The sequence below is a fragment of the Pseudomonas sp. B10 genome (assembly GCF_900156235.1).
GTDB lineage: Bacteria > Pseudomonadota > Gammaproteobacteria > Pseudomonadales > Pseudomonadaceae > Aquipseudomonas > Aquipseudomonas siliginis.
Genome location: NZ_LT707063.1, coordinates 2480421 through 2500000, shown reverse-complemented (window position 1 = coordinate 2500000; position 19580 = coordinate 2480421). Strand labels below are relative to the sequence as shown.

At 58.8% G+C, this 19580-nt stretch carries 15 protein-coding genes and 2 rRNA genes (1 of these 17 only partly in view); 9 read left to right on the top strand and 8 right to left on the bottom strand.

The window, feature by feature from the left end; translation table 11 throughout:
* The 5 genes from BXA01_RS11165 to BXA01_RS11145 all read left to right on the top strand — a co-directional run.
* Positions 1 to 2648, top strand: a 23S ribosomal RNA gene (locus BXA01_RS11165) (it extends 246 nt beyond the left edge of the window).
* A 148-nt stretch (positions 2649 to 2796) separates the two neighbouring features.
* Positions 2797 to 2912: ribosomal RNA gene (gene rrf, locus BXA01_RS11160) — 5S ribosomal RNA — on the top strand.
* Between the two features lie 147 nt (positions 2913 to 3059).
* The gene (locus tag BXA01_RS11155) at positions 3060 to 3719 is read left to right on the top strand and encodes a paraquat-inducible protein A (protein ID WP_056790348.1); all 660 of its coding nucleotides are present in this window, start codon (positions 3060 to 3062) and stop codon (positions 3717 to 3719) included.
* The gene (locus BXA01_RS11150) at positions 3706 to 4329 is read left to right on the top strand and encodes a paraquat-inducible protein A (RefSeq protein ID WP_071173597.1); all 624 of its coding nucleotides are present in this window, start codon (positions 3706 to 3708) and stop codon (positions 4327 to 4329) included. Before BXA01_RS11155 ends, BXA01_RS11150 begins: the two co-directional genes overlap by 14 nt.
* Positions 4322 to 6625: a PqiB family protein gene (locus BXA01_RS11145; protein ID WP_016773187.1), complete on the top strand. Its 2304-nt coding sequence runs from the start codon at positions 4322 to 4324 to the stop codon at positions 6623 to 6625. The genes BXA01_RS11150 and BXA01_RS11145 overlap by 8 nt, the downstream gene beginning before the upstream one ends.
* Positions 6626 to 6790: 165 nt before the next feature.
* Here the strand turns inward: BXA01_RS11145 and BXA01_RS11140 are convergent, their stop codons facing one another.
* The 4 genes from BXA01_RS11140 to mksB all read right to left on the bottom strand — a co-directional run bounded on the left by BXA01_RS11140 (position 6791) and on the right by mksB (position 12927).
* A complete protein-coding gene (locus BXA01_RS11140; protein ID WP_083957550.1) occupies positions 6791 to 7996 on the bottom strand; it encodes an ISL3 family transposase in 1206 nt (401 codons plus the stop codon).
* 122 nt (positions 7997 to 8118) lie between these two features.
* Positions 8119 to 10959 carry an Mks condensin complex protein MksF gene (gene mksF, locus BXA01_RS11135; RefSeq protein WP_076564124.1) on the bottom strand — a complete coding sequence of 947 codons (2841 nt, stop codon included), beginning with the start codon at positions 10957 to 10959 and terminating at the stop codon, positions 8119 to 8121.
* Positions 10956 to 11657: an Mks condensin complex protein MksE gene (gene mksE, locus BXA01_RS11130; protein ID WP_016773189.1), complete on the bottom strand. Its 702-nt coding sequence runs from the start codon at positions 11655 to 11657 to the stop codon at positions 10956 to 10958. Before mksE ends, mksF begins: the two co-directional genes overlap by 4 nt.
* A complete protein-coding gene (gene mksB / locus BXA01_RS11125) occupies positions 11647 to 12927 on the bottom strand; it encodes an Mks condensin complex protein MksB (RefSeq protein ID WP_160768349.1) in 1281 nt (426 codons plus the stop codon). The genes mksE and mksB overlap by 11 nt, the downstream gene beginning before the upstream one ends.
* A 242-nt stretch (positions 12928 to 13169) precedes the next feature.
* Between mksB and BXA01_RS11120 the strand changes: the two genes are divergently transcribed.
* Positions 13170 to 13916, top strand: a complete 747-nt coding sequence (locus tag BXA01_RS11120) for a hypothetical protein (protein ID WP_051600542.1) — start codon at positions 13170 to 13172, stop codon at positions 13914 to 13916.
* Entirely contained in the window at positions 13909 to 14361 is a 453-nt protein-coding gene (gene rimI / locus BXA01_RS11115) for a ribosomal protein S18-alanine N-acetyltransferase (RefSeq protein ID WP_076564123.1), read from the top strand. Before BXA01_RS11120 ends, rimI begins: the two co-directional genes overlap by 8 nt.
* A 108-nt stretch (positions 14362 to 14469) precedes the next feature.
* On the opposite strand, the gene BXA01_RS11110 is transcribed toward rimI, so the two are convergent.
* Complete coding sequence (locus BXA01_RS11110; protein WP_076564122.1) at positions 14470 to 14877, bottom strand: serine kinase/phosphatase; 408 nt, start codon at positions 14875 to 14877, stop codon at positions 14470 to 14472.
* A gap of 140 nt (positions 14878 to 15017) precedes the next feature.
* Here BXA01_RS11110 and can point away from each other — a divergent pair, with 140 nt between their 5' ends.
* Complete coding sequence (gene can / locus BXA01_RS11105) at positions 15018 to 15662, top strand: carbonate dehydratase (RefSeq protein ID WP_039761245.1); 645 nt, start codon at positions 15018 to 15020, stop codon at positions 15660 to 15662.
* A gap of 9 nt (positions 15663 to 15671) precedes the next feature.
* On the opposite strand, the gene BXA01_RS11100 is transcribed toward can, so the two are convergent.
* Both BXA01_RS11100 and BXA01_RS11095 read right to left on the bottom strand, forming a co-directional pair.
* Positions 15672 to 16196 carry a lysine methyltransferase gene (locus BXA01_RS11100; protein WP_076564121.1) on the bottom strand — a complete coding sequence of 175 codons (525 nt, stop codon included), beginning with the start codon at positions 16194 to 16196 and terminating at the stop codon, positions 15672 to 15674.
* 172 nt (positions 16197 to 16368) lie between these two features.
* Positions 16369 to 17541: a hypothetical protein gene (locus tag BXA01_RS11095; RefSeq protein ID WP_076564120.1), complete on the bottom strand. Its 1173-nt coding sequence runs from the start codon at positions 17539 to 17541 to the stop codon at positions 16369 to 16371.
* Positions 17542 to 17759: 218 nt separating this feature from the next.
* On the opposite strand from BXA01_RS11095, the gene BXA01_RS11090 reads away from it, so the two are divergent.
* Positions 17760 to 18050: a nucleotidyltransferase family protein gene (locus tag BXA01_RS11090; protein WP_076564119.1), complete on the top strand. Its 291-nt coding sequence runs from the start codon at positions 17760 to 17762 to the stop codon at positions 18048 to 18050.
* 60 nt (positions 18051 to 18110) lie between these two features.
* Here BXA01_RS11090 and BXA01_RS11085 read toward each other — a convergent pair whose 3' ends face one another.
* On the bottom strand, positions 18111 to 19529 hold the full coding sequence (locus BXA01_RS11085) for a short-chain fatty acid transporter (protein WP_016773194.1): 1419 nt from the start codon (positions 19527 to 19529) through the stop codon (positions 18111 to 18113).
* Positions 19530 to 19580 lie beyond the last annotated feature (51 nt).

Genomic DNA, 19580 nt, shown 5'->3' with positions numbered 1-19580 from the left:
GGCGAGCGAACGGGGACTAGCCCTTAAGTGGCTTTGAGATTAGCGGAACGCTCTGGAAAGTGCGGCCATAGTGGGTGATAGCCCTGTACGCGAAAATCTCTTAGTCATGAAATCGAGTAGGACGGAGCACGAGAAACTTTGTCTGAATATGGGGGGACCATCCTCCAAGGCTAAATACTACTGACTGACCGATAGTGAACTAGTACCGTGAGGGAAAGGCGAAAAGAACCCCGGAGAGGGGAGTGAAATAGATCCTGAAACCGTATGCGTACAAGCAGTGGGAGCAGACTTTGTTCTGTGACTGCGTACCTTTTGTATAATGGGTCAGCGACTTATTTTCAGTGGCGAGCTTAACCGAATAGGGGAGGCGTAGCGAAAGCGAGTCTTAATAGGGCGTCTAGTCGCTGGGAATAGACCCGAAACCGGGCGATCTATCCATGGGCAGGTTGAAGGTTAGGTAACACTGACTGGAGGACCGAACCGACTACCGTTGAAAAGTTAGCGGATGACCTGTGGATCGGAGTGAAAGGCTAATCAAGCTCGGAGATAGCTGGTTCTCCTCGAAAGCTATTTAGGTAGCGCCTCATGTATCACTGTAGGGGGTAGAGCACTGTTTCGGCTAGGGGGTCATCCCGACTTACCAAACCGATGCAAACTCCGAATACCTACAAGTGCCGAGCATGGGAGACACACGGCGGGTGCTAACGTCCGTCGTGAAAAGGGAAACAACCCAGACCGTCAGCTAAGGTCCCAAAGTTATGGTTAAGTGGGAAACGATGTGGGAAGGCTTAGACAGCTAGGAGGTTGGCTTAGAAGCAGCCACCCTTTAAAGAAAGCGTAATAGCTCACTAGTCGAGTCGGCCTGCGCGGAAGATGTAACGGGGCTCAAACCATACACCGAAGCTACGGGTATCACCTTCGGGTGATGCGGTAGAGGAGCGTTCTGTAAGCCTGTGAAGGTGAGTTGAGAAGCTTGCTGGAGGTATCAGAAGTGCGAATGCTGACATGAGTAACGACAATGGGTGTGAAAAACACCCACGCCGAAAGACCAAGGTTTCCTGCGCAACGTTAATCGACGCAGGGTTAGTCGGTCCCTAAGGCGAGGCTGAAAAGCGTAGTCGATGGAAAACAGGTTAATATTCCTGTACTTCTGGTTATTGCGATGGAGGGACGGAGAAGGCTAGGCCAGCTTGGCGTTGGTTGTCCAAGTTTAAGGTGGTAGGCTGAGATCTTAGGTAAATCCGGGATCTTAAGGCCGAGAGCTGATGACGAGTGTTCTTTTAGAACACGAAGTGGTTGATGCCATGCTTCCAAGAAAAGCTTCTAAGCTTCAGGTAACCAGGAACCGTACCCCAAACCGACACAGGTGGTTGGGTAGAGAATACCAAGGCGCTTGAGAGAACTCGGGTGAAGGAACTAGGCAAAATGGCACCGTAACTTCGGGAGAAGGTGCGCCGGTGAGGGTGAAGGACTTGCTCCGTAAGCTCATGCCGGTCGAAGATACCAGGCCGCTGCGACTGTTTATTAAAAACACAGCACTCTGCAAACACGAAAGTGGACGTATAGGGTGTGACGCCTGCCCGGTGCCGGAAGGTTAATTGATGGGGTTAGCTAACGCGAAGCTCTTGATCGAAGCCCCGGTAAACGGCGGCCGTAACTATAACGGTCCTAAGGTAGCGAAATTCCTTGTCGGGTAAGTTCCGACCTGCACGAATGGCGTAACGATGGCGGCGCTGTCTCCACCCGAGACTCAGTGAAATTGAAATCGCTGTGAAGATGCAGTGTATCCGCGGCTAGACGGAAAGACCCCGTGAACCTTTACTATAGCTTTGCACTGGACTTTGAATTTGCTTGTGTAGGATAGGTGGGAGGCTTTGAAGCGTGGACGCCAGTTCGCGTGGAGCCATCCTTGAAATACCACCCTGGCAACTTTGAGGTTCTAACTCAGGTCCGTTATCCGGATCGAGGACAGTGTATGGTGGGTAGTTTGACTGGGGCGGTCTCCTCCTAAAGAGTAACGGAGGAGTACGAAGGTGCGCTCAGACCGGTCGGAAATCGGTCGTAGAGTATAAAGGCAAAAGCGCGCTTGACTGCGAGACAGACACGTCGAGCAGGTACGAAAGTAGGTCTTAGTGATCCGGTGGTTCTGTATGGAAGGGCCATCGCTCAACGGATAAAAGGTACTCCGGGGATAACAGGCTGATACCGCCCAAGAGTTCATATCGACGGCGGTGTTTGGCACCTCGATGTCGGCTCATCACATCCTGGGGCTGAAGCCGGTCCCAAGGGTATGGCTGTTCGCCATTTAAAGTGGTACGCGAGCTGGGTTTAGAACGTCGTGAGACAGTTCGGTCCCTATCTGCCGTGGACGTTTGAGATTTGAGAGGGGCTGCTCCTAGTACGAGAGGACCGGAGTGGACGAACCTCTGGTGTTCCGGTTGTCACGCCAGTGGCATTGCCGGGTAGCTATGTTCGGGAAAGATAACCGCTGAAAGCATCTAAGCGGGAAACTTGCCTCAAGATGAGATCTCACTGGAACCTTGAGTTCCCTGAAGGGCCGTCGAAGACTACGACGTTGATAGGTTGGGTGTGTAAGCGCTGTGAGGCGTTGAGCTAACCAATACTAATTGCCCGTGAGGCTTGACCATATAACACCCAAGCAATTTGCGTCGAAAGGCCAGATTGCGGTGTGTGAAGACGAAACGAACCGAAAGTTCGAAGTTCACAAACACCTAGCTGTCACATACCCAATTTGCTGAAGCGAGGCCGTCTGGTCACGAGTCAGTACCCGAATTTCTTGACGACCATAGAGCGTTGGAACCACCTGATCCCATCCCGAACTCAGCAGTGAAACGATGCATCGCCGATGGTAGTGTGGGGTTTCCCCATGTGAGAGTAGGTCATCGTCAAGATTAAATTCCGAAACCCCAATTGCGAAAGCAGTTGGGGTTTTGTTTTGCCTGCGAGAAAGTTTTCAGAACCGAAACGAACAAAATTGCACAGTTATTTTCGAATCAGAACACTAGAATAGCCCCATCTTTATCGGAGCCAGAGCCTGTATGTCAGAATCGGTTGACGCCCCTGGGCTGTCAGATTTACCGCTGGAAGACTTGATAGCCTGCCACGAGTGCGACTTGCTGATGCGCAAGCCGACACTTGCCCATGGCGAAAAGGCACTCTGCCCGCGTTGTGGTTATGAATTGTACGCCCACCGCCATAACGTGGTGCAGCGCAGCCTCGCCCTGGTGATTGCCGCGTTATTACTTTACGTGCCGGCAAACTTTTTACCCATCATGCAACTCAATATCCTCGGGCAATCCTCGCAGGATACGGTCTGGAGTGGCGTAGTCGGCCTGTTCAGCACCGACATGCAAGGTGTGTCGATCGTCGTCTTCCTTTGCAGCATGGCCATACCGTTACTCAAGTTGTTGTGCCAGCTGTTTGTGTTATTGACGATTCGTTTCGATGTCGGCCGAAGCTACGGTTTGCTGCTCTATCGTATTTACCACCACCTTAGGGACTGGGGCATGCTCGAGGTCTACCTCATGGGCGTCCTCGTCGCGATCGTGAAGCTGGCGGATATGGCAGCAATTACCGTCGGCCTCGGGCTGGCATGTTTCATTGGCTTGTTGTTGGTACAAGTCTGGCTGGAGGTGGTGATGTCACCGCATCAGATCTGGCAGGCATTATCAGGAGAGGATGCCCATGCGGGCGATTGATGCGGGCATTCTGGTGTGCACCGAATGCCACGAACTGAACAAGCAGGAAGCTGACGTCGATGAGCAGAGCTGTACCCGCTGCGGCGCGCAGGTTCACGCTCGCCGCCCCAACAGCCTGACCCGCACCTGGGCGCTGTTGATCACGGCAGCCATTATCTATATTCCGGCCAACGTCTTGCCGATCATGACGGTCAGCTCCCTGGGCCAGGGTGAACCAAGCACCATCATGTCCGGCGTGATTGAACTGGTGCAGCACGGCATGATTCCGATCGCGAGCGTGGTGTTCATCGCCAGTATTCTGGTGCCCACGTTCAAACTGGTCGGCATCGCGTTGTTGCTGTTTTCCGTGCAGCGTCGGCAGCCATTGTCGGCCCGTCAGCGCATCTGGATGTACCGATTCATCGAGTTCATCGGCCGCTGGTCGATGCTCGATATTTTCGTGATCGCCATTCTCGTGGCGGTCGTCAACTTCGGCCGTATAGCCAGTGTCGAAGCCAATTTGGGCGCCGTCGCCTTCGCCTCTGTGGTGATTCTGACGATGCTCGCCGCAGTAACTTTCGATCCCCGACTGATTTGGGATAACACGGAGTCGGACGACGACCATGACTGATTTGCCTGTAGCGAAAACCCGACCGGCTTCGAACTGGTCGGCCATTTGGGTGCTGCCTCTGATCGCGCTGATCATCGGCGGCTGGCTCGGCTGGCGTGCTTATTCCGAGACCGGTATCGAGATTCAGGTGCGCTTTGAAAGCGGCGAAGGCATCCAGGCCAACAAGACTGAAGTGGTCTACAAAGGCATGCCGGTCGGCAAGGTCAAGACGCTCAAGCTCGACGATGAGGGCAACTCGAAAGGGGTGATCGCCACCATCGAAATGAACAAGGACGTCGAGCAGTACCTGAAGACCAGCACGCGGTTCTGGCTGGTCAAACCGAGCGTGACCCTGGCCGGTATCACTGGTCTGGAAACGCTGGTCTCGGGTAACTACGTCGCCATCAGTCCCGGTGAAGGCGAGCCGGTGCGCAAGTTCAAGGCACTCGCCGAAGAGCCGCCACTGTCCGACGCCAAGCCCGGTCTGCATCTGACCATCAAGGCCGATCGCCTCGGCTCGTTGAATCGCGGCAGCCCTGTGTTCTACAAGCAGATCAAGGTCGGTCAGGTCAAAAGCTACGTGCTGTCCGAGGATCAGAGCACCGTTGAACTGAAGGTGTTCATCGAGCCGACCTACGCCAAACTGGTGCGCAAACACACACGTTTCTGGAACGCCAGCGGCATCAGCATCGACGCCAACCTGTCCGGTGTGAAAGTCCGTAGCGAGTCTTTGGCCAGCATCGTCGCTGGGGGCATCGCCTTCGCCACGCCGGAGAATCGCAAGGACAGCCCAGCGACCGATCCGAGCCTGCCATTCCGTCTCTATGAAGACTTCGACGCTGCCGCTGCCGGGATTCGCGTGAAGGTCAAACTCAGCGATTTCGAGGGCCTGCAAGCCGGTCGCACGCCGGTGATGTACAAAGGCATTCAGGTCGGCAACCTGAAAGCGCTCAAAGTCGATCCGGACCTGAACAGTGCAACAGCCGAGCTGACCCTTGATCCGTTGGCCGAAGACTATCTGGTTGAGGGCACGCAGTTCTGGGTGGTCAAACCGTCGATTTCCCTTGCCGGTATTACCGGCCTGGAAGCGCTGGTAAAAGGTAACTACATCGCCGTGCGTCCGGGCGACAAAGGCGCTGCGCCGAAACGCGAATTCGAGGCGCGACCGAAAGCACCACCGCTGGACCTGCGTTCGCCAGGCCTGCATCTGGTGTTGTTTACCGATTCGCTGGGTTCGATCGATGTCGGCAGTCCGATTCTGTACAAGCAGGTCAAGGTCGGTTCGGTGCAGAGCTACCAGTTCTCCCGAACCAAGAAGCAGCTGGTCATCGGCGTGCACATCGAGAAGGAATACGAAAACCTGGTCAACGCCTCGACGCGTTTCTGGAATGTCAGCGGGATTACCCTCACGGGTGGCTTGACCGGCGGCATTCAGGTCAAGAGTGAATCTTTGCAAACCCTGATGGCCGGCGGTATCGCGTTCGAAACGCCGCAAGCCAATGCGCCGTTGAAGAAACGCATACCGCGCTTCCGTCTGTTCGCCGACCACGATGAGGCAAACAAGAAAGGCGCGGTAGTGACGATCAAGGTTGATCGCGCTGACGGCTTGAGCAGCGGTACGCCGGTACGTTTCAAGGGGCTCGATGTCGGCAAGATTGAAAGCGTCGATCTGACCGATGACATGCAGTCGGTAATCCTCACCGCACGCATCACCGAAGTACCGGAAAAGATTGCGCGAGTCGGCAGTCAGTTCTGGGTGGTCAAGCCGGAGCTGGGCCTGATCAAGACGCAGAATCTGGAAACGCTGGTCACCGGTAAATACATCGAAGTCCAGCCGGCGGCGAAGAATCTCGGCCCGCAGAAGAACTTCGTTGCCTTGGCCGAGGCGCCGGAAGTCACCAAGCAGGAAGCGGGCTTGAGTCTGGTGTTGAGCGCAGCACGTCGTGGTTCGCTGAAGCCCGGCGTGCCAGTGACCTACCGCGAAATCACGGTGGGCAAGGTCACCGGTTATGAGTTGGGCCAGACCGCTGACCGTGTGTTGGTGCACATTCTGATCGAGCCAAAGTACGCGCCTCTGGTGCGCAGCGGCAGCCGTTTCTGGAACACCAGCGGCGTGGGCTTCGATTACGGCTTGTTCAAAGGCGTGACGGTTCGGACCGAATCGCTGGAGACGCTGATTCAAGGTGGGATTGCCTTCGCCACCCCGGATGGCGAGCGCATGGGCAATCCGGCGCGGGCCGAGCAGACGTTCCCTTTGTTCGACAAATTCGAGGATGAATGGCTGACCTGGGCGCCGAAGATTCAGCTTGGTAAATAGTGGCGTCTGTTGAGACGTCTTCGCGAGCAGGCTCGCTCCCACAGGGGAACGCATTCCAATTGCGGGAGCGAGCCTGCTCGCGAAGGGGCCAGCCACATCGACACAAATCCAGACCATAAAAAAGGGCTGCGATCCCATCAGATCGCGGCCCTTTTTTTTGGTTCTTCACGGATTACCGGGAAAGACGCTCTTGATTTTCATGAAAAAGAACTCGCTATCCCGGTAACCGTACGCCATCCGCTTGATCACCTTTATTCGATTGTTTATTCCTTCCAGTTGGCCGGTATGCATCGGCCAGCGAACTCGGCTCACAATGCCCCGCCAGTAAAGCTTTAGCCGTTTGGCGAACTGGATCAGAGCAGGTATTTCGCTTTCATGTGCGTGGCGCAGCCATTGTTTCCAGGCTGATCTCCAGTCCCAAGCGGTGCTCGGCGTCCAGAGCGTTTTGAGTTCAGCCTTCATCAAATAGACCGTCATCAGCGATTGGTTGGCCGCCAACAGGTCTTGTAAATGGAGCTGTTGCTCCGGCGTTTTCAGGTTCTGCGGATTGCGCAGTAACAGCCATCGCGCTTGCTTGATAACCTTGCGAGCCGGCCTGTCATGACGTAGCCGATTGGCTTCGTCAACGCGAACCCGATCGATCACTTCTCGGCCATATTTGGCCACGACATGGAAGAGGTCATAGACCACTCGAGCTTTTGGGCAGTGCTGGCGAACCTCCAGGTCAAAAGCAGTATTCATGTCCATCGCGACCGCTTCGATTCGGGCGCAACCCTCTGCCCCCAGCTCTTCGAAGAATGGCCTGACCGCCGCACGGCTGCGGCCTTCACCAATCCACAGCACGCGCCGGGTATCGGCATCCAGCACCACGCTGGCATAACGATGCCCTTTGAACAACGCAAACTCATCCATCACCAAACGTCGCGGTTGCGCCTTTGGCAGCGCGCTCAACGTCGCTTGCAAGGCTCGACGCTCCAGCAACCTAACAGTATCCCAATGTAGGCCGAACATCTGAGCCACGTGCAGGGTTGGAAGGCGTTCGCAGGCCTGAATGACCGCCTCGGCCAAGCGGCGCGTCATGCGAGCGTAGCGGTCTAGCCAACTGACAGCCTCCATGCGTTTGCCACAGTCACGACAGCCAACCCGCCTGAGCAAAACGTTGAGACGTACAGCGCGGCCAAGGATGGGCAAATCACGAACGACGCGCTCGCAATACTCATGCGTAGTTGAACAGGGCCTTAGGCAGCCGCCACAGGAAGGAAATCGGGTGGCATGGGGGATCAGATCGATCTGTAGTGCGTCGCCATCAGGCTTGATCGTGACGACAGAAAAGCCCTCCCAAAAAGGAAGGAAAGTATTAATATCACGCATAAGAACGCCGGTTTGTTAGATGTGTTTGCTCGCACGAACATCATCAACCAAATCGGCGTTCTTGTTTCTGTGTTTCCCGGAATTCCGTGAAGAACCTTTTTTTTGCCTTCAGCTAAAGCCGATCAAACCGCATCCAGCTCCGGCTCATCCGCCTGCACATTCAGCGTGGCCTTGACCACATCATGGCGACGGATGTACTTCCAGTCCGCCTCATCGATGTAGATCCCGGCCGGGCCGCTGCCGCCTTCCAGGTCGATGGCGACACTGGCGCAGACCTGCGGCTTCACACTTGCGAGAATCGGCACGAAGCCCAGTTGCAGACTGGTTTCCAGCAGCGCCGCTTGGTTCTTCTCGTCGATGTCCGCCGCCTCGTCCAGGTAGTACGGCAAACGCACGCGGCCGGCCAGGTCGCGATCCATCAAGTGCAGCAACAAGTACATGTTGGTCAGCGCCTTGATGGTCATGGTCGTACCGTTGGAGGCCGCGCCGTCGATGTCGGTGTGGATGACTGGTTGACCGTTGACCTTGGTGATCTCGAAAGCCAGTTCGAACAAGTCCTTGAGGCCGAGCTGGTTGTGGTTCGCCGCCACCAGCCGCGCGAGGTATTCCTTGGCCTCTTCGTTCTTGTTGTCCTGCTCGGCGCTCTGGCTGAGGTCGAACACCGACAGGGTTTCGCCTTCTTCGTACTGCCCGGCGCTGTGGATGATCTGGTCGATGTGCTTGAGCGCTTCCTTGTTAGGTGCGAGGACGATGCGGAAGCTCTGCAGGTTGGAGACCTGGCGCTTGTTGATCTCGCGGTTGAACAGCGCCAGTTGATGCTCAAGGCTGTCGTAGTCGCTGCGAATGTTGCGCAGGGTGCGGGCGATGTCGGTGACCGCCGCGCGCCGCGCCTTGCCCAAAGTCAGGGCTTCATCGGTGCGGTGCGCGTAAGCGTTGATCAGCAGCGACAGACGCCGCTCCATATCATCTTCGCTGTCGAACTTGGCCACACCTTTCAGACGCACCTGCGCGTACAGCGCTTCGATCTGGCCATCGGCACGCAGCAGGCCCTGCCAGCTGTCCTGATAGTCGTTGAGCAGCGGCAGCAGGTTGTCCATCGAGTCATCGACCGGATCCATGAACGGCGTACCGAACGGCAGATCCGCTGGCAGCAACTGACGACGACGCAAGGCATCGTCGAGGGTGCGTTGCTTGGCTTCCATGTCGGCGATCTGACGGCCGACCAGTTGCAGCTTGGCCGACAGTTGCTGGACGCGCTCGGTGAAGGCATCGCTGGAGCGCTTGAGTTCGTCCTGCGCAGCTTCCATCTGCGCCAGTTGTTCGAGTTTGTCGCTTTCTTCGGCGCTCAGTGTCTGGGTGCGACGGAAATCTTCCAGCGCCTTCTGCGCGTCCAGCACCTGCTGATACAGCGCCTCGGTCTGGGTCTTGCTCGCGGCGCGGTCGGCGGCCACGGCTTGCTGGGTTTTCAGTTGCTTGAGCTCTTTTTCCAGACGCTCCTTCTGATCGCGCAACGCGGCACGGTCGGCCAGCGCTTGCAGGGCCGGCGGCTCGATGTGCGAGATGTCGATCGACAGGCCCGGCACTTCGAAGCGCTCGCCTTTGAAGCCGTCAAGAATCAGCTCGACCGATTTGACCCACTCGCCGTCTTCGTCGAGGGTGATGCCGTGCTCGCCCAGCGGCAGGCTGAACAGCGCGCTGTTGAACAGGCGCATCAGGCGTTCGACGTCCTGTTGCGAGAACTCTTCGCGCAGGCGGGCGTAGCTGTTGTTATCAGCGTGATCGAGTTGCTGCTTCACCGACTTCAGGCGTTTTTCCAGATCGCGCAGACGCTCTTCGAGATCTTCGGCACTGAACTGACGCGACTGCGCCAAGGCACCGGCCAGTTCGTCGTGTGCATCCTTGGCCGCGAGCAATTGTTGCTCGAGCACTTTGACGTCATCGACCAGGGCGAAGCGGTTCTTCAGCACCGACAACTCGCCGAGCCAGCGCTGAATACCGGAAATTTCCCGCTCCAGACGCATCAGTTCCTGAGTACCACCGCGCTGATCGTTCTGCAGATCGTCCTGCTCGCGGCGGTAGTGCTCGGCCTGGATGGTCAGCTCTTCCTTGCGCGCCGTGGCGTAGTCCGACCAGGTGCCGAGCAAGGAGTCGAGCAGCGGTGACAGGCGATGCAGCTTGCCGCGCAGCACATCGCGCTGTTTCACACCGTTGGCCAGCGCTTCGACCAATGGGCCGGCGGCGACCAGCGAGTTGTAGTCCTGCTCCATGCGCCGCACATCGCGGAAGGCTTCTTCGCACGCGGCGATGTAATCGACGCTGCCCGAACGCAGGCTGTGTTCGAAGGCATCGAGGAACAGTTGCTTGAGCTTGGCCGCGGTGATTTCGCGCATGTGCAGCAGGTTGATGAACAGCGCGCGGAAGGTCTTCAGGCTCTGCTCGCTGGTGGAGCGCAGCGGGATCAGCGTCAGGTCGAGCGGGATCGAAGTGTGGCCGCCAACCAGCAAGCGGCGCAGTTCATCCGGCTTGAGTTCGTAGGCTTTCAGGCCTTCTTTTTCGAGATTGCTGAACAGTTCTTTCTGGCGCAGGCAGGTGTCGTTTTTCTGGTAGTGGGCCAGATCGAGCTTGCCGGCGTAGGCGAAGAACTGGTGCCCGAAACCGCCGCCCGGGCCGCGACCGACCACGCCGATCACGTGGGGGCCGTGGGGCAGGTTGACTTCGACGAGGATGTAACTGGTGTCGGAGGCGAAGTAGAAGCGCCGCGATTGTTCGAGGCTGTACTTGCCGAAACTCATGTCCGACATGCGCGCCAGAATCGGGAACTGCAAGGCGTTGATCGACGCTGATTTACCGAGGTTGTTCGCGCCGTAAACCGACAGCGGTTCTTCCAGCGGGAACAGACCGAGGCTGTAACCGGCGGTGTTCAAAAGGGCAAAGCGGCGGATGCCGTAGCGTTCCTGGCTCATGCATCGGACTCCTGTTCTTCGGCAATGGCGCGGGCCAGTGCGTCTTCTTCGCTTTCTTCTTCAAATTCGGAAAGATCGAGCGGATCGTCGGTTTCGAGGAATTTCGCTTCGGCTTCTTCGTCGATCAGCACCGGCGCCGGCAGCGGCAGAACGCTGTGCACGCTGGCTGCCAGGTCGCGGTCCTGTTGTACCGACAGGCACACGTCGAGGAAACGGTGCATCGGCGGCAGGAAGCGGTAGACACCGTTTTCTTCGCCGGCAAAACCAAGCTGGGTCATGCGGCGCATGATTTTTTCTTCGAGTTCTTCGACGGTCTGCACTTCGGCCTGAATGAACAGGTCGCGGTACTTGTCCAGCAGCGACGGCAATTCTTCGCGGCCGAGGCTGCCGCCGTCGAGCACGGCGATCGGGTCGCGGCCCTGATCGGCCAGGTGCTCGACGAGGATGAAGGTGAACAGCGCCAGACGCTGGGCGGTCTTGTTCACCGCTGCGGCGGCCATGTCCGGCACGAAATAGTAGAAACCACGGGTGTCGCAGACCAGTTCAAAGCCGAGCGCCTTGAACAGCGTGCGGTACTGGTCCTGGAAATTCGACAGTTGTGCATACAGCTCAGGATCGCGGCGGCTGACGTGGTAACCCTTGAACAACTCGCGGAAGATCGGCGCCAGTTGCGACAGTTCGGAAAGATCAAGATGCATTTGGGATGCTCGCAGAATCCTCGGCGGCGGTGTCGCTGGCCGAGAGCAGGGCGAAGGAGCGCAGGCTGACCTGGTGCTCGTGAGTGTGATATTCGCGGCGTTCCAGACGCTCGCGCTTGAAGCGTTTTTCCCGCGACAGGCGCGAGAACCAGTAAAGCAATTCGTCGGTGGCGCCGTCCGGTTCCTGCTCCAGCAGCCAGGTCATCAGGTCCGGCATCGGCAACGATTCTTCGCAACGATCGACCATCTCGCGCACGGTGCGCGGCGCTCGTGGCGCGTCGCCCGCCTTCTGGGTTTTGTGCGCCTTGGGGAAGCGCGCCGGTTTCGGCTCGAAACGCGCCAGCGCGTAGACGTAGGCTTCGACCTGACTGGCGCTGCCCAGGAAGGTGCTTTGCGGACGGGTGAACAGTGGCATTGCCGCTTGCGGCACGGCGTCGATGCCTTTACGCCGGATCGCCGCCAGCGCCAGTGCGGCGCCGCGAGTGACGGCGTTGTGCCGACGCGCTTCTTCACGCAGCGGCAGCAGCAGTTCGCGGGCATGACGCAGGGTCAGTTGCGCGCTGGTCTGCATTTCGAGGATGCGCGCGTGGGTGCGCAGGAGCATGTCGTCATCGACCAGATGGCCGAGGCGCTGCTGTTCGCTGAGCATCTTCAGCAGAACGGTTTCGACCTTGCGCACGCCTTGTTCGAAGGCGCCATCGGCGTTGACCAGATCGATCATCGGCTCGACGTATTCGTCCCACGTCGCCAGGACTTCGGCGTAACGCTGACGCAGCGGAATCTGCCGGTCGCTGGTCTTCGCCCGTTCGGCGACTGCCACCAAGGCCTGTTCATCGTTGTCGAGTTTCTTCAGTACGTCGCGCACGCGCATGTCGAGCAAGCGCAGCTGGCGCGCCAGATCGTTGCCATCACGAACGTCGAAAGCGTCCTGGATATAACCGGCCAGACGCTCAAGGTGACGCAAATAGGCTTCGATTTCCAGGCACAGGCCGAGGCGGTGTTCGCGGCGCAGGTAGGCGAGGAAGTCGTGGATCTGCGCGTTGAGCTCGAAACGGTTCGGGCTTTTCGCCACCGGAACCAGAATATCGAGGCGAATCCACACGTCGAGCAGGCTGGTGATGTCCTGTGGCGTGCTGTCGAGTTGTTGGGCGGCCAGTTGCGTGCGCAGTTCGTTGAGGCTCAGGGTGCCTTGGTCGAAGTGCTCGCACAGTGGCTCCAGAAGTGCCCAGTGTTCAGCGAGGGCGCGCAAGACGCGCTTGGGTTCGATCATCGGAATGGCCGGCTGGTTGGCGATTAAAAGCGGCGATTGTACTGCATCACAGGCGCGGCGATTCACTCTCGGGACGGGCTGTCGCATTCTTTGCCCACAGGGCAGCGGCGCAGCGCAGCGCGGGGTATCGATCAACAGCGAGCGATCTTGTGCGAAGGGCGGTAGAATCAGCGCACTTTCCGTTATCCACAAGTGGCCGACCTTTGCTTATCGAGTCCCGCCGCCGCGCCTATTTGAACGCCATGCAGGTGGTCAACTGGCTGCCGCGCACCGAACTGCCTTTCGCCGCACCGTCGCGGCCCGAGCTGCTGGAGATGCCCGAGCCTGAGCTTGAGGTGCCGGTTGCTCCGGCGCCTCTGGCTGAAGCACCGGCGCAGCCTGCCGCGCGTCAGGTCGAGCGGCCGAAAATCGAAGTGCCGCGTCCGTCGCTGGCCAGTACCCGCAACGGCGCGAAACCGGTGGAGGAAGTCGACGACACGCCGGTGGTGGTCAAGCCTGCGCCAGTGCCGCCGCCGCGGTTCGCCCTGCAACTGCTGCGCGCCGGGCGCTGCCTGCTGCTGGTCGAGTTACCCACAGGCGAAGCGTTTCAGAGTCGCGATCCGGCCTACCTGCTGCTCAAGGACATGCTGCGCGCCGCCGGTCTGCCGGATGCGCCGCAAATCGTCGGCGAGCCGGTGCGCTGGCCGTGGCTCAATCGCGGCACGCTGGATCAAGGCCCGGAAGCGGCGCGCGACTTCGTACAGGGTTTCCTCTCGGTACAGATGGAAGCGGCGCCCTGCGCCTGTCTGTGGCTGATCGGCCTGCCTGCGGTGAAGTTTGCCGGGGAAGCGGACGCCGAAGCGTTCAATAGTGAACTGCAGATCGAAGGTCTGGGCCTGGCCTGGGCGATTCCCGGTCTGGAACTGTTAATGGAAGAGCCACAGCGCAAGGCCGCTGTGTGGCAAGCCATGCGTCGGCTGATGGCGCGCTGGAAACAATCCGATGAGTGAGGCTGTAACCTTTCGCCCGATGACCGAGGCGGATCTGGACGCTGTGCTGAAGATCGAATACGCCGCGTACAGCCATCCGTGGACCCGGGGGATTTTTCTCGATGGCCTGGGCAAATACCAGATCTGGCTGATGTTCGAAGGCCAGCAACAGGTTGGCCATGGCGTGGTCCAGATCATTCTTGATGAGGCGCACCTGCTCAATATCACCGTCAAGCCGGAAAATCAGGGGCGCGGGTTGGGCCTGACGTTGCTTGAGCATCTGATGTCGCGAGCGTATGCGGCCGAGGCTCGCGAGTGTTTTCTCGAAGTGCGCGACAGCAACACGGCTGCGTTCAGGTTGTATGAGCGGTATGGCTTCAACGAGATCGGCCGGCGTCGCGATTATTATCCGGCGGTGGGTGGGCGTGAAGATGCGGTGGTTATGGCCTGTACCCTGGTTGACTGATCGACCTTGAAAGCTTCGCGAGCAGGCTCGCTCCCACATTTGATTCTGTAACCATCCTGAACCCTGTGGGAGCGAGCCTGCTCGCGAACGCGTCAGATCAGGCGCCTCTTATCTCCGCTTGCCATCCAGCGGATCCAGATCCGCCAGTTCCGCTTCATCCAGCCCGTCACCGCCGCCGATGTCGTTTTCACCGACCTCGCTCAAATCCCAATCCGCCGGATTGCCCTCGCCGATTTCCTCGGCATCTCTCGCACCATCCTCGCGAATCAACGTCTCAGGGCTCAGGTCATCGTCAGTCGGCTGATGATCATCCACCGAGGCACCGGTCATGCCAGCCTCACGCACTCGCTCAGCCGGCATCAATTGTTCACGTTCACGCTCGGGCAGCTCATCGCCGATCTTCGCGCTGGGCTCTTCATCGTCAAAGTCCAGCTCGTGCACCGAGCCCATGCGGTCTTCGTTATCATCGATGGGTTCCGGTTGCACCGCATCATAAGGGCGTCGTGAATCAGTCATGGCAATTCCTCATACTGTGGGCCTTACTGAGTGGACTCACCGGGCGCGCGAGAATTCCAACGAAAACACTTTGCGCTGGCGGCGTGACTTCGACGGGTGGTCGTCTATCAAACCTGCGCATCTTTCTTGAGGCCTTATCCATGCACGATCTACAAGACCTGATTGATAACAACGAGCGTTGGGCTGACGCGATCACCAAGGAAGACCCGGATTTCTTCGCCAAACTGGCGCGCCAGCAGACTCCGGAATATCTATGGATCGGCTGCTCCGACGCGCGCGTACCGGCCAACGAAATCGTCGGTATGCTGCCGGGCGATCTGTTCGTACACCGCAACGTCGCCAACGTCGTGCTGCACACCGACCTCAACTGCCTCTCGGTGATCCAGTACGCGGTGGATGTGCTCAAGGTCAAACACATCCTCGTCACCGGCCACTACGGCTGCGGCGGCGTGCGCGCGTCGATGCAGGATCGCCAGTTCGGCCTGATCGATGGCTGGCTGCGGTCGATCCGCGATCTTTATTACGAAAAGCGCGAAGAGCTGGCCAAGCTGGCGACCGAAGAAGAGCAGGTCGATCGCATGTGCGAACTCAACGTGATCCAGCAAGTGGCCAACGTCGCGCATACCAGCATCATCCAGAACGCCTGGCACCGCGGACAGCCGCTGTCGATCCACGGCTGCATCTACGGCATCAAGGACGGCCGCTGGAAAAGTCTCAATACCACCATAAGCGGTTTCGAACAGTTGCCGCCGCAATACCGCTTGCGTCCGGTCGGCGCGCCGTAACCGCGGCGTTCAGTTACGGCCTGGATGCCGCCAGCGCTGTAAAAAGCGCTGGCCTTCAGGCGTGGGTGGATCGTCGTAACCGGTGATCCAGCCACGGCAGCGCGACGAGCCGCAATCGCAGGCGAACTGGCGTAGCAGTTTGTCTTCGGTCGATGCGTAATCGATGCTCAGATGTTCGCCGCTGTGGATATCTTTCAAGGCCCACAGCCACAATTCGCTCATGTCGAGAAATACATTCGGGTCGCAGGCGTGTTCCAGCACCCCGCAAAAGCGCGGATCGTAAACGTGGATGCCGGCTTGCAGCTGACGGGTCTGTCGACAGCGATAGGGCAGCAATTGCCCGGAAACCCGGCACATTCGACTAATGCGCAGAAACTCGCGGCGTGCGACCACCGCCGTGGCCATGCCACGTTCGTCGTGGATAATCTGAAAGTCCTGGCAGGATGGAAAGCCCAGCCGCACCGGAAGTCCGGCGAACGGATAGATGCCTTCTGGATCGCGCGGCAGGTGCCGGCCCATGGCTTGATTGTTCATAACGATCCTTGTTGGTGAGTATTGCCTCCGGGTTGTGCCCACGCCCGCCAGGCGAAGCATGATTGGATCCAAGCGTCGCGCAATTGAAGGTACCGGTCTACTGTCAAACCTGACAGGCGCGATCACCGTTGGCCCGCGTCAGCATTGACTGACACGGGGGCTCCGGCAGCGACTACAGAGCGGGTGCGGGCACGGCGGCCGCAGGCAAGGGCGCTTTCAGCTGCTGCAGTTGTGTCTTGATTCGTGGCGTGGCGCACTTGGCGGCGGCTTGTTCTGCGCTGAGGTTGCGGATCGAGATATAGAACAACTCGCAGGTTTTGACCTTTTGCGTCACCTGCCATGTTTGTGTGCAACTGTTCAGCGTGGCCTGTGCATCGCTGCCCGGTTTGCTGCCCATCCCGGCCTGCCAGCAAGCCGCGCTCAAATCCTGGCCCATGACTTTCAGGCCCGCCGCGTCAGCCTTGGCCTGGGCATCGTCGCCGGTATAGCTCTTCGGATCGGCGGCGTACCAGATATAGCTCGGATGGTTGGAACCGAGCACTGGCACATTCACCCCTTCGGCCGAACTGATGCTCGCCAGCCCCAATACGCCAACCGTCGGCCCATATTGTTCCTTGATCCAGTTGCGCACCGGCGCCCCAAACGCAACCATCGGCAACGTCGTGCCACTGGCGGTCTGGCTGAACTGCTTGACCAGCGTGGTCTGGTAATCCTTGAAGTAGTCGTAGACGTCCTCCAGATCCCCGCCAGCATTGGACGGCGCGGCGATCGGCGCGATGTCGATGATGGTCTGGTAAGCCGGCGTCTGCCCGGCGGGGATACCGTTATCGGTCAGCAACGTCGCCCAGCGATCGGTGGTGTTCGAGCGCAGGTAGTCCTGCGCCTGGGTCAGTGAGTAGTCAGGCGGGAAGTGCAGCAACTCGACGCTCTTGCGATTTTCCAGAGCCATGCCCAGCGGCAGGAACAGATACCAGCTGTAGGCCCACTTGCCAGCGGCATTCAGCTTGCTGGCGCCGGCATACGCCAGGTCGCCGGCATCGAGCAACGCCGACAGCGGCTTGTCATAGCCGTCCGGCACTCCGGTGATCTCGGCGTAGAGCTGATCGTTGTCATTTTTCACCAGCACCTTGGCATCGGCGTAACCGTCGCGCTGGACGCTCTGGCTCAGGTAGTGAACAACGGTCTGCTCCAGCGTCCAGTTGCGAAAGCAGATCACGCTGCAATTGTTGGGGTAGGCGAAGAGGCGGGTGACGCGCTCGGTGCTGCCCAGTTTCACGTCGACATCGGCGTGGACGGCGGCGCTTAGCGTCAGTGCAACGAGGGTAAGTCCTGCGAGTTTGAACATGCTCAGATCCTTTTCAGCGTGGGTTCCCCTCGAGTTTGGGGGCGCTTCATAGTGGATCAGTGGTGTTTGACAGAAAAGCGGTTGGGTGTGGATTCTTGCCTGAATGCGGTATTACCCAAGCAGCGCACATATTGTTACGGCTGTGCCAACAAGCACGCTGCCTGGTGCGCGTCCGCACTGCTAGACTGCAGCGACATCGAATTTTCCAAGGGTGAGTCATGAAGCCTTCTACTGCTCTCGACATGCAAAGGTCCGCCGTCCGCGAAGTGATCAGGCGCTTTCGTGTGGCCAACCCGCGTGTATTTGGTTCAGCATTGCTGGGGACGGATCTGGACGGTAGCGATCTCGATCTGCTGGTTGACCCGCTGCCCGGCACGACGCTTTTTGATCTGGGCGGACTTCAGGTTGAGCTTGAAGACCTGCTGGGTGTTGCGGTCGAGGTGCTGACCCCCGGCGACCTGCCAGTGAAATTTCGTCAGCAGGTGCTTGATCAGGCGCGACCCGTCTAAAGCAACGATCAAACCAAGTTTTAAGAGCACCTGCCCTTGAGCAGGTGCGTTTTTATCGACTTACGGCATCACCGGCGGCGTATACGCCAATGTCGTCCCCAGCGCCCACAACAACAGCAGCACCAGCGGCGTGTGCACCAGCAGTTGCACGAACGAGAAGCCTATCAAGTCCCGCGCCTTCAACCCGAGCACGCCAAGCAGCGGCAGCATATAGAACGGGTTGATCAGGTTCGGCAGGGCTTCGGCGGCGTTGTAGATCTGCACCGCCCAGCCGAGGTGGTATTGCAGATCATTGGCGACTTGCATCACATAAGGCGCTTCGATGATCCATTTGCCGCCGCCGGACGGGATGAAGAAACCGAGAATCGCCGAATACACGCCCATCAGCAGCGCATAGGTGTCGTGGGAGGCGATGCTGACAAAGAAAGTCGAGATGTGATGCGCGAGGGTTTGCGCATCGGCGCCTTTGACCGTGGTCATCAGCGCGGCGATCGAGCCGTACAGCGGAAACTGGATCAACACGCCAGTGGTGGTCGGTACCGCACGGGCCACCGCATCAAGGAAGCTGCGCGGGCGCCAGTGCAACAGCGCGCCGAGCATGATGAACAGGAAGTTATAGGTGTTTAGGCCGGAAATCGCAGTGATCGCCGGTTTGGTCGAAAACTCGTGAAATAGCCAGCCCGCCGCCAGCAGCACCAGCACAATGATCAGCAACGGGCTGTGTTCCAGCCATTCACCGGGGCGAGTGCGCGGTTGCAGCGGCGGCAGGTTGAACGCCGGGTCGATGCCGCAGGCCTTGGCGTCGCGTGCCGAGTTCGGCCCGGGCGCGGTGGCGTAGGCGATGATGATCGAGATCACGATCAGCGCAAGCAGCATGACCCCGGACTGCCAGAGGAAAATGGTTTCGGTGAACGGGATCACGCCAGTGATCGACAGGATCGACGGCGGCAGGCTGCCCGGGTTGGCCTGCAACTGCGCGGCTGACGATGACAAGCCCAGCGCCCACACCGCGCCAAGTCCCAGATATGCCGCAGCTCCGGCCGCGCGGTAATCCATTTTCAGGTCGGTGCGGCGGGCGAGGGCGCGTACCAGCAGCCCGCCGAATACCAGCGACAGACCCCAATTGAGCAGGGAGGCGACCATCGAGATCAATGCTACCCAGGCCACGGCGGAGCGGCCGTTTTTCGGGATGCGTGCCAGTTTGTCGATCAGCTTGACTGCGGGCGGAGAGCTGGCGACGACGTAGCCGCCGATCACCACGAAGGCCATCTGCATGGTGAACGGGATCAGGCTCCAGAAGCCGTCGCCGAAGGCCATCGCTGCAGCGGTGGGTTTGGCGCCCATGGCCAAAGTGGCCAGCGCAACGATGATCACGGCCAACGCGGCGAACACCCAGGAGTCGGGAAACCAGCGTTCGGCAAAACTGGAACAGCGCAGGGCAAAGCGCGCGGAGCGGCTATCTTCGATATCAACGGCCACGGGAAGTACCTCGGATTTTTTATGGTTATTTTGATCCGCGGGAGCAGTCGC